The sequence below is a fragment of the Lyngbya sp. CCY1209 genome, assembly GCF_055795065.1.
The window spans coordinates 1-6946 of record NZ_JAYFER010000237.1 but is presented as its reverse complement, the minus strand read 5'-3'; the positions used below and the strand labels follow the sequence as shown (position 1 = coordinate 6946).

Below are 6946 nucleotides of genomic sequence, written 5' to 3'. Positions count from 1 at the left end.
GAGCCGTGTGAGGTGAAAGTCTCATGCACGGTTTTGAATGGGAGGGGGAGATGGTAACATCTCTCTCGACCCCTAATATCGTCAGCCCGTCGTTATACGGACACCTTGCAGATGCCCGAAGAGTCCACACCTCCCCCCCCGATCGCGCCACCCCCGACCCCTCCCGAAACATCGCCGGCGCGGCCGAGGTCGGGGCCCTTCGATATCTTCAAAGCGTTTCCCGAGTTCAACCGAGGCAACCGACTCTACAAACTGGGGCGATACGAGGGAGCCTTCGCCCACTACGATCGCGCCGTAGACCTGAAGCCGGACTGGTATTCCGCGTGGCTGCGGCGGGGCAACACCCTGCGAAAATTGGGGCGCCACAAAGAAGCCCTCGCCTCCTACGATCGCGCCATCAAACTGCGCCCGAACCACTACTGGGCTTGGACGTTCCGGGGCATCACCCTGGCCAAACTGGGGCGGAACGAAGAGGCGATCGCTTCCTTCGACAAAGCCCTGAAAATCAAACCCGAGAACTTCGAGGCCTGGTACGAGCGGGGTCTAGCCCTGGAAGCCGGCCTGCAATTCCAGGCCGCGGCAGCTTCTTACAAGCGGGCGATCGAAATCAAACCAGACCTATCGGCGATCTGGTACCACCAGGGCAACGCCCTGATGAACGAGGAGCGCTACGCCGACGCCATCGCCTCCTACGATCGCGCCGTGCAACTGCAGCCGGCCAACTCCGACGCCTGGTTCAACCGGGGGGAAATGCTAATGAGCCAGTACCGCTACACCGAAGCGATCGCCTCCTACGACAAAGCCCTGGAACTGCAACCCGAGCGCTACCCGGCTTGGTTCAACCGGGGCATTGCCCTGCAAAAACTGCGCCGCTACGAAGACGCGATCGCGGCCTACGACCGCGTCATCGAACTGCAACCCAACGACTACGAAGCCTGGTTCTACAAAGGCATGGCCCTGAAATCCCAGTGGCCGAAAACCGCCCTGGCCAACCTCGACCGCGCCCTGGAAATCAACCCCGAGTCCCCCGCCGTCTGGATCGGCCGCGGCCAGACGCTCCTGGACATCAAAGACTACCGCTCCGCCATCGCCGCCTTCGACCGGGCCACCCAACTCAACTCCAACTTCCCGGAGGCCTGGTTGGGGCGGGCGACGGCCCTCTACCACCTGAAACGCTATCCGGAGGCGATCATCGCCTGCGACAACGCCCTGCAGGTCCAGCCCAACTTCCTCGATGCCTGGAACCGCCGGGGACTCACCTTGGAGCAGTTGGGGCGCTACGAAGAGGCCCTGATGGCTTACGATAAAGTGATTCAAATGACCGTCGCCGACCCGGACCTGGCTTCCAAAGCCGGACTCCAGCGCGGCGCGGCCCTGGAATACCTGAAGCGGGACGAGGAGGCCGTCGTCGCCTACCGGAAAGTGGTGCGGGAGCAGCCCGACAACTTCGAGGGCTGGGTGAAACTCGGGCAGGTCCTCGACCGCCTCGGACAGTACCTCCAGGCCGCAGACGCCTTCGAGCAGGCGATCGCCATCTGGCCGGAAAATTATCAGATTTGGTTGCAGCAGGGGGCCGTCCTGGAAAAGTTGGATCGATTTCAAGATGCGATCGCCGCCTACGACCACCTGATCCAGATCAAACCCGACGCCTGGGAAGCCTGGGTGAGGCGGGGGCAAGCCTTCGAGCAGATGGCCCGCTACCAGGAGGCTTTCAACTCCTACGGAGTCGCCCTAGAACTGCAACCGAACGCCCCCACCATCGTCGCCCACCGGGAGCGGGTGAAGCGAAAACTGGCGGTTCAGTGATGCGGAGGCGACCGGAGGCAAGTTTATATCAGATCCGTACAAACTCCCCAATCATCTTGAGATGATTTGAGCTAGTAGGGGCGCAAGGTTTGCGCCCTCGGGAATTAATTCCCCAGGGGTCTGGATGTCCCACCCGTTGCTCCCTCGGCTCCCTCGACCCCTGGAGCTTCCTCCGCCCCGGTCGCCCCCCCACCCCCCACCCGGCGCGCGACGCCATACAGGTGCTTTAAACGAATGACTCCTCTGGAAAAGGCGCAATTATTTTCTCAGTTGGCGGTGCTGCTGGACTCCGGTCTGACGGTACACAAAAGCCTGATCGCGATCGCCAAAAAGAGCCCGAGCCGTCTGAGCCGCTACCTGGGGAAAGCGATCCTCTCTCTGGGGCGGGGAGAAGAACTGCCGCAGGCTTTGGGGCGGATGCCCCGCATCTTCGACCCGTGGACGACGAGCCTGCTGGACGTGGCGGCCAAAAGCGGGGCGTTGCCGGAAATGTGCTGGCAACTGGCCAAACTCGAACGGCAGGAATGGGACCGACAAAATTTTTACCGCTCCGTCACCCTGGCGGCGGTGACGAGCGGGGTCAGCCTGCTGCTGCTGTTGGCGACGCTGTTGTACACCACGAAAGCCACCTTCGGCACTTGGCTGGCGGGATGTTTGCTGGTTCTGGGGGCGGGGTTGGCGCTGCCCCGAGTGATCCCCCGTTTGCCCTGGGTGCGCCGCGTCCGGACCGCCCGGGCCATGCTCTACCTGGGACAGTTGGAGTTGCCCCTGCGGTGCGGGTTGCCGATTTTGACGGCGATCGAATTGGTGCGCGATCGCATCCCCAAGTCGGAAATGGCCGGAACCCTGACCGTAGCTCTGGGACAGATCCCCGCCGGCAAAACCCTCAGCCAAAGTCTGGAAGACCGCCTCCCCGCGGCGGCCATCCGCACCATCCGCACCGGGGAGGAGACGGGCCAGTTGGAGCGCGCCCTGTACCATCTCCAACTCTATTACGAACGGGAATTGGAGCGATCGTTGCGGGTGATGCAGGGAATTTTGGTGCCCGTCACCCTGCTGGCCGCTGGGGGCGTGGTGGCCCTCCTCAGTCTCAACGCTATGAAATCCCTGTTCATCTTGCTCCCGAGTTGAGCCATTTCCCAAAATTTAATGTCGCCGATCTTGTGAAACTGAGCCGGTACATTTAAGCTGGTGTTCAGAATTGGGAGTCGGGAGTCGGCAAAAGCCAACTCATTGGCAATTGTCCCGGATCAATTCCCACCCCAATTCCTGCCAAACACTATCGATTTTCACCAATCGGTTGACCGAATGAAACTACCAAATCTGAAACGTTTTCGTCCGGGATTGGTTTTGGGAGCGATCGCCGGCATCTTGCTGGGTCAAACCGGCGCCGAAGCCGCCGATCGCGTGGTTCTCACCTACGGCCCCTTCCAGGCTCCGATCGCCGTCAGCGACCTGGAGCTATTCGCCACCGAGGGAGTCACCACCAAAACCATCCGTCAGATCGTCGGCGCCTCCGGACTCGACGAAGAAACCCTGCGCGGTCTGATGAGCCTGGAAATCGGCTTCGACCTCGTGCCGTTCGCCTGCATGATTTACACGCCGACCGGCCAAGAACTGACCGACGACATCGGCGCAACGGTTCGCACCCACCGCCGGGTTGCTAACGGAAAGGCCATCCGGGCCGCGTTGATCAATGCCGTCAGTGACGACGGCACCATCTCCTTCCTGGACTTCTTGAATTACTACCCCGTCCCGGGAATGTACGTCGATGTGGCGAACATCCCCGCGACGGTGGACAAAATTCAGGGCTTGAGCGACGAACTCGGTGCCCTGTTCAGACAGGCTTCCGACTTCGGCACCGAATTTTCCGACGGAACCGTTATCGTCGGCGGCTGCTCCCTGCAGGAGGTCAATCTTCCCGGACCGGCTCCGGCGCCCCCGCGTCCGGCCCCCCCGCGCCCGGTTCCGCCACCTCCGGCACCGGTACCTCCCCCGGCTCCTCCGGTTCGCGGACTCTGGTAAATCTGTCCCGACCCCAAGATTGCATCCGACCGATGCAAATGCGGCAGCATTCTCCACTCGGGGAAGCTGTCGCGCCGATTCCGGAACCGAAAACCATCAATAATTATCAATTATCAATTATCTTCTGCTGCTTCGAGATACTGGGCATCCATCAGAAACGCACCTTTGGCGAAGCGGACACCCCAGTAACCGCCCGGACGGCGATCGAGGACTGTACCCACTTCCCCCAATGCGATCGCGTCCGGGGGTCTGAGAATCGGCATCGGTTCGGCGGTTTTGACGTAGGGGGGTACGGCGATGACCCGAACTTTTTGATGGATGGCAAATTCTTTTTCTTTTTCCATAGTCATAAAATTTTTAATTTTAAACAAAATTCAAACCGATCAACTTCTATGCCAATGCGGTTTGAATTCACCCATCATAAAATACATGATAGATGACGCCAGTTGTCAATTTTGACGGTCTTGATCTCCGACCCACTGGTTTCGCTGCTACGGCTTCAGATGCGGGCAAATTTGCCCGCACCGAGGGCCAATTATAGCATTTTTGACCTCCGGCGAGGCACAAAAATAATTCTCAATTGTCAACTGTCAACTGTCAATTGTCAATTCTTCCCCACCGTCGCCCGAAACTGATGTAAACTGGAGTCGGGCATCACCCCAGAATTCGGATACCCGGGCGGTTGACGCAGACGAAGCCGGCAGGAGATGGGAAATAATCTCCCACCCGGGCGGATATCCGAAGAAGGCAAAATGTCCCATTGACAGAAGCTCGCTAGGGGGTAATCATCATGGCTACAGATCGTCGCGTTTCCCGAGTGGCTTCGCTGATCAAGCGGGAGGTCAGCCAGATATTGCTCCACGATATCAAAGACGATCGCGTGGGAACCGGGATGGTGAGCATCACGGACGTGGACGTTTCCGGGGATTTGCAGCACGCCAAAATCTTCGTGAGCATCTACGGGACGGAAGAGGCCCGCCGGGAAACGATGGAAGGGTTGCGGTCGGCGACGGGTTACATCCGCTCCTATCTGGGGCAGCGGGTGCGGCTGCGGCGGACGCCGGAAGTGGTGTTTCTCGAAGATCGCTCCCTGGAACGGGGGGACAAAATTTTGGCCCTGATCAACGAGATCTCTCAGAATCACAAAGACTCGGAGGCGGAGGAGGGAGAAGAATCGGACACTTCCGCCGAAGCCGAATAATTTTGAACTGACGGGGTGTGGGGAAAACGAACATGGAGCTTTCGCTGGCCGAACGGGTCGCCCAAATGGTGGTGGTGCGGGCGTCGGGGCACTTATTCGACCACCAAATTCGCTATCCGGCCTGGGAGCCGCCGTGCGATCGCCTGCGGTATTGGCTCGAAGAGTTGGGCGTCGGCGGGGTGATCTTTGTGGACGGCAGCGCGGCGGAACTGGCAGTCCGGACTCAATTGCTCCGGTCCTGGGCTAAAATACCTTTACTATTGGCGGCGGACATCGAGGAAGGGGTGGGCCAGCGGTTCGCGGGGGCGACGTGGTTTCCCCCGCCGATGGCTTTGGGGGCGATCGCCAATCGAGATCCGGAAATGGCGGAGCGGTACGCGGAAGAAATGGGCGCCGTCACAGCCCGGGAGGCTTTGGCGATCGGTTTGAACTGGATTTTGGCGCCGGTGGTGGATGTCAACAACAACCCGGATAACCCCGTGATCAACGTCCGAGCCTTCGGGGAGACGCCGGAGACGGCGGGGCGGCTGGCGGCGGCGTTTATCCGCGGCTCTCACCGATACCCGGTGTTGACTTCGGCCAAGCATTTCCCCGGCCACGGGGATACGGCGGTGGATTCCCACATCGAGTTGCCGACGATCCCCCACTCCCCGGAACGGCTGGCGGCGGTGGAGTTGCCGCCGTTCAAAGAGGCGATCGCGGCGGGGGTCGATAGCGTCATGGGCGCCCATCTGCTGATTCCCGCCTGGGACGAGACGTTGCCCGCCACCCTGTCCCCGGAAATTTTGACCGGAAAGTTGCGGAAAGCATTGGGGTTTGAAGGATTGATCGTCACCGATGCTCTGGTGATGGGGGCGATCGCCGACCGCTACAGTTTGGCTGAGGCGTCGGTGCTGGCGGTGGAGGCGGGGGCGGACATTCTGTTGATGCCCGAAGATCCGGAAGTCACCATCCAAGCCGTCTGTGAGGCGGTGGAGTCGGGACGAATCTCGCCGGAACGGATTCAAATGTCGTGCGATCGCATCGCCTATATGAAAAAGAAAATATCCCCCCCGGAACGTCAACGGCAATTCGGGTTGGAGGATCTATCGACGCCGGCGGCTAACCAGACGGTGGAACTGATCCTGCGGGAGTCCGTCCGGGCCGGCGCCGCGGTCCCCCTGCAACTGCCACCGAACCCCGGACGGGAGGGGTGGCGGAATCTGGTGGTGGCCGACGACCTGCTCAACTGCCCCGTCCTGGGACACCACACCCCCGCGATCGCCGTCCCCGGGCACCGAGGCTTCACCCTGCAACTGCTCGACCGCCACGGCCGCACCCCCCCCGGGGAGGATGGGGAATTGTCTCCGACATTGCTGCAGTTATTTATACGCGGAAACCCCTTCCGGGGCTCGGCCGGGTTGTCGGAAATTGCCCGCATTTGGTTTAAGAAATTGTTAAAAACCGGCGAACTTCGCGCCCTCGTCATTTACGGTAGTCCCTATACCTTGGAACAATTTCTACCTGAAATTCCGTCGAGTTTACCTTACGTTTTTTCCGACGCTCAGATTCCGGCGGCTCAGGCGATCGCCCTCGACCTGCTGTTGGGATGACGGTTTCGAGCCGTCCGCCGGAGACTTCGGGGGGGAGGTTGCCAAGCCTCGTCTCCCTTCGGATTCGGCGATCCCCGGTCGGTTTTCGAGCATTTGAATCCCGTTCTCCCCGTCCTCTGGCGGCTGACCCCGGCTCCGCCGGCTGGGTGGGTCGGTGCAAAAACAAATGTGGCAGATCCGAAACGGGTGTGTCATACTAAAATTTCAGACTTGATTGATTGCCGGATCGGCGAAGAGAGATAAATGTCAGCACCCCCGGCTGAAGCACGGGGGCTTCGTGCCCTCCCCTTCAGGTAGCTGACCAGCTTAAGCCTTAACTGGC

6 protein-coding genes are annotated in these 6946 nt (G+C 60.3%); 5 read left to right on the top strand and 1 reads right to left on the bottom strand.

The genetic code is table 11. The annotated features are described in order from the left end of the window. Positions 1–111 precede the first annotated feature (111 nt). From AC0QHF_RS06015 to AC0QHF_RS06005, 3 genes are all read left to right on the top strand, one after another. Positions 112–1806, top strand: coding sequence for a tetratricopeptide repeat protein (locus tag AC0QHF_RS06015; protein WP_324703284.1), 1695 nt, complete (start codon positions 112–114; stop codon positions 1804–1806). Positions 1807–2040: 234 nt separating this feature from the next. After that, complete coding sequence (locus tag AC0QHF_RS06010) at positions 2041–2937, top strand: type II secretion system F family protein (protein WP_324703283.1); 897 nt, start codon at positions 2041–2043, stop codon at positions 2935–2937. 177 nt (positions 2938–3114) lie between these two features. Next, a complete protein-coding gene (locus AC0QHF_RS06005) occupies positions 3115–3831 on the top strand; it encodes an alpha/beta hydrolase (RefSeq protein ID WP_324703282.1) in 717 nt (238 codons plus the stop codon). 113 nt (positions 3832–3944) lie between these two features. Here AC0QHF_RS06005 and sipA read toward each other — a convergent pair whose 3' ends face one another. Next, a complete protein-coding gene (gene sipA, locus AC0QHF_RS06000) occupies positions 3945–4175 on the bottom strand; it encodes a regulatory protein SipA (RefSeq protein WP_324703285.1) in 231 nt (76 codons plus the stop codon). A gap of 446 nt (positions 4176–4621) precedes the next feature. Between sipA and rbfA the strand changes: the two genes are divergently transcribed. Both rbfA and AC0QHF_RS05990 read left to right on the top strand, forming a co-directional pair. Next, positions 4622–5032, top strand: coding sequence for a 30S ribosome-binding factor RbfA (gene rbfA / locus AC0QHF_RS05995; RefSeq protein WP_324703281.1), 411 nt, complete (start codon positions 4622–4624; stop codon positions 5030–5032). Between the two features lie 32 nt (positions 5033–5064). After that, the gene (locus tag AC0QHF_RS05990) at positions 5065–6624 is read left to right on the top strand and encodes a glycoside hydrolase family 3 N-terminal domain-containing protein (RefSeq protein WP_324703280.1); all 1560 of its coding nucleotides are present in this window, start codon (positions 5065–5067) and stop codon (positions 6622–6624) included. Positions 6625–6946 lie beyond the last annotated feature (322 nt).

Excerpts from the sequence above, each read along its gene's own strand:
- AC0QHF_RS06010 (WP_324703283.1), top strand. The coding sequence starts at position 2,041 with ATGACTCCTCTGGAAAAGGCGCAATTATTTTCTCAGTTGGCGGTGCTG.
- AC0QHF_RS05990 (WP_324703280.1), top strand. The coding sequence starts at position 5,065 with ATGGAGCTTTCGCTGGCCGAACGGGTCGCCCAAATGGTGGTGGTGCGG.
- AC0QHF_RS06005 (WP_324703282.1), top strand. The coding sequence starts at position 3,115 with ATGAAACTACCAAATCTGAAACGTTTTCGTCCGGGATTGGTTTTGGGA.
- sipA (WP_324703285.1), bottom strand. The coding sequence starts at position 4,175 with ATGGAAAAAGAAAAAGAATTTGCCATCCATCAAAAAGTTCGGGTCATC.
- AC0QHF_RS06015 (WP_324703284.1), top strand. The coding sequence starts at position 112 with ATGCCCGAAGAGTCCACACCTCCCCCCCCGATCGCGCCACCCCCGACC.
- rbfA (WP_324703281.1), top strand. The coding sequence starts at position 4,622 with ATGGCTACAGATCGTCGCGTTTCCCGAGTGGCTTCGCTGATCAAGCGG.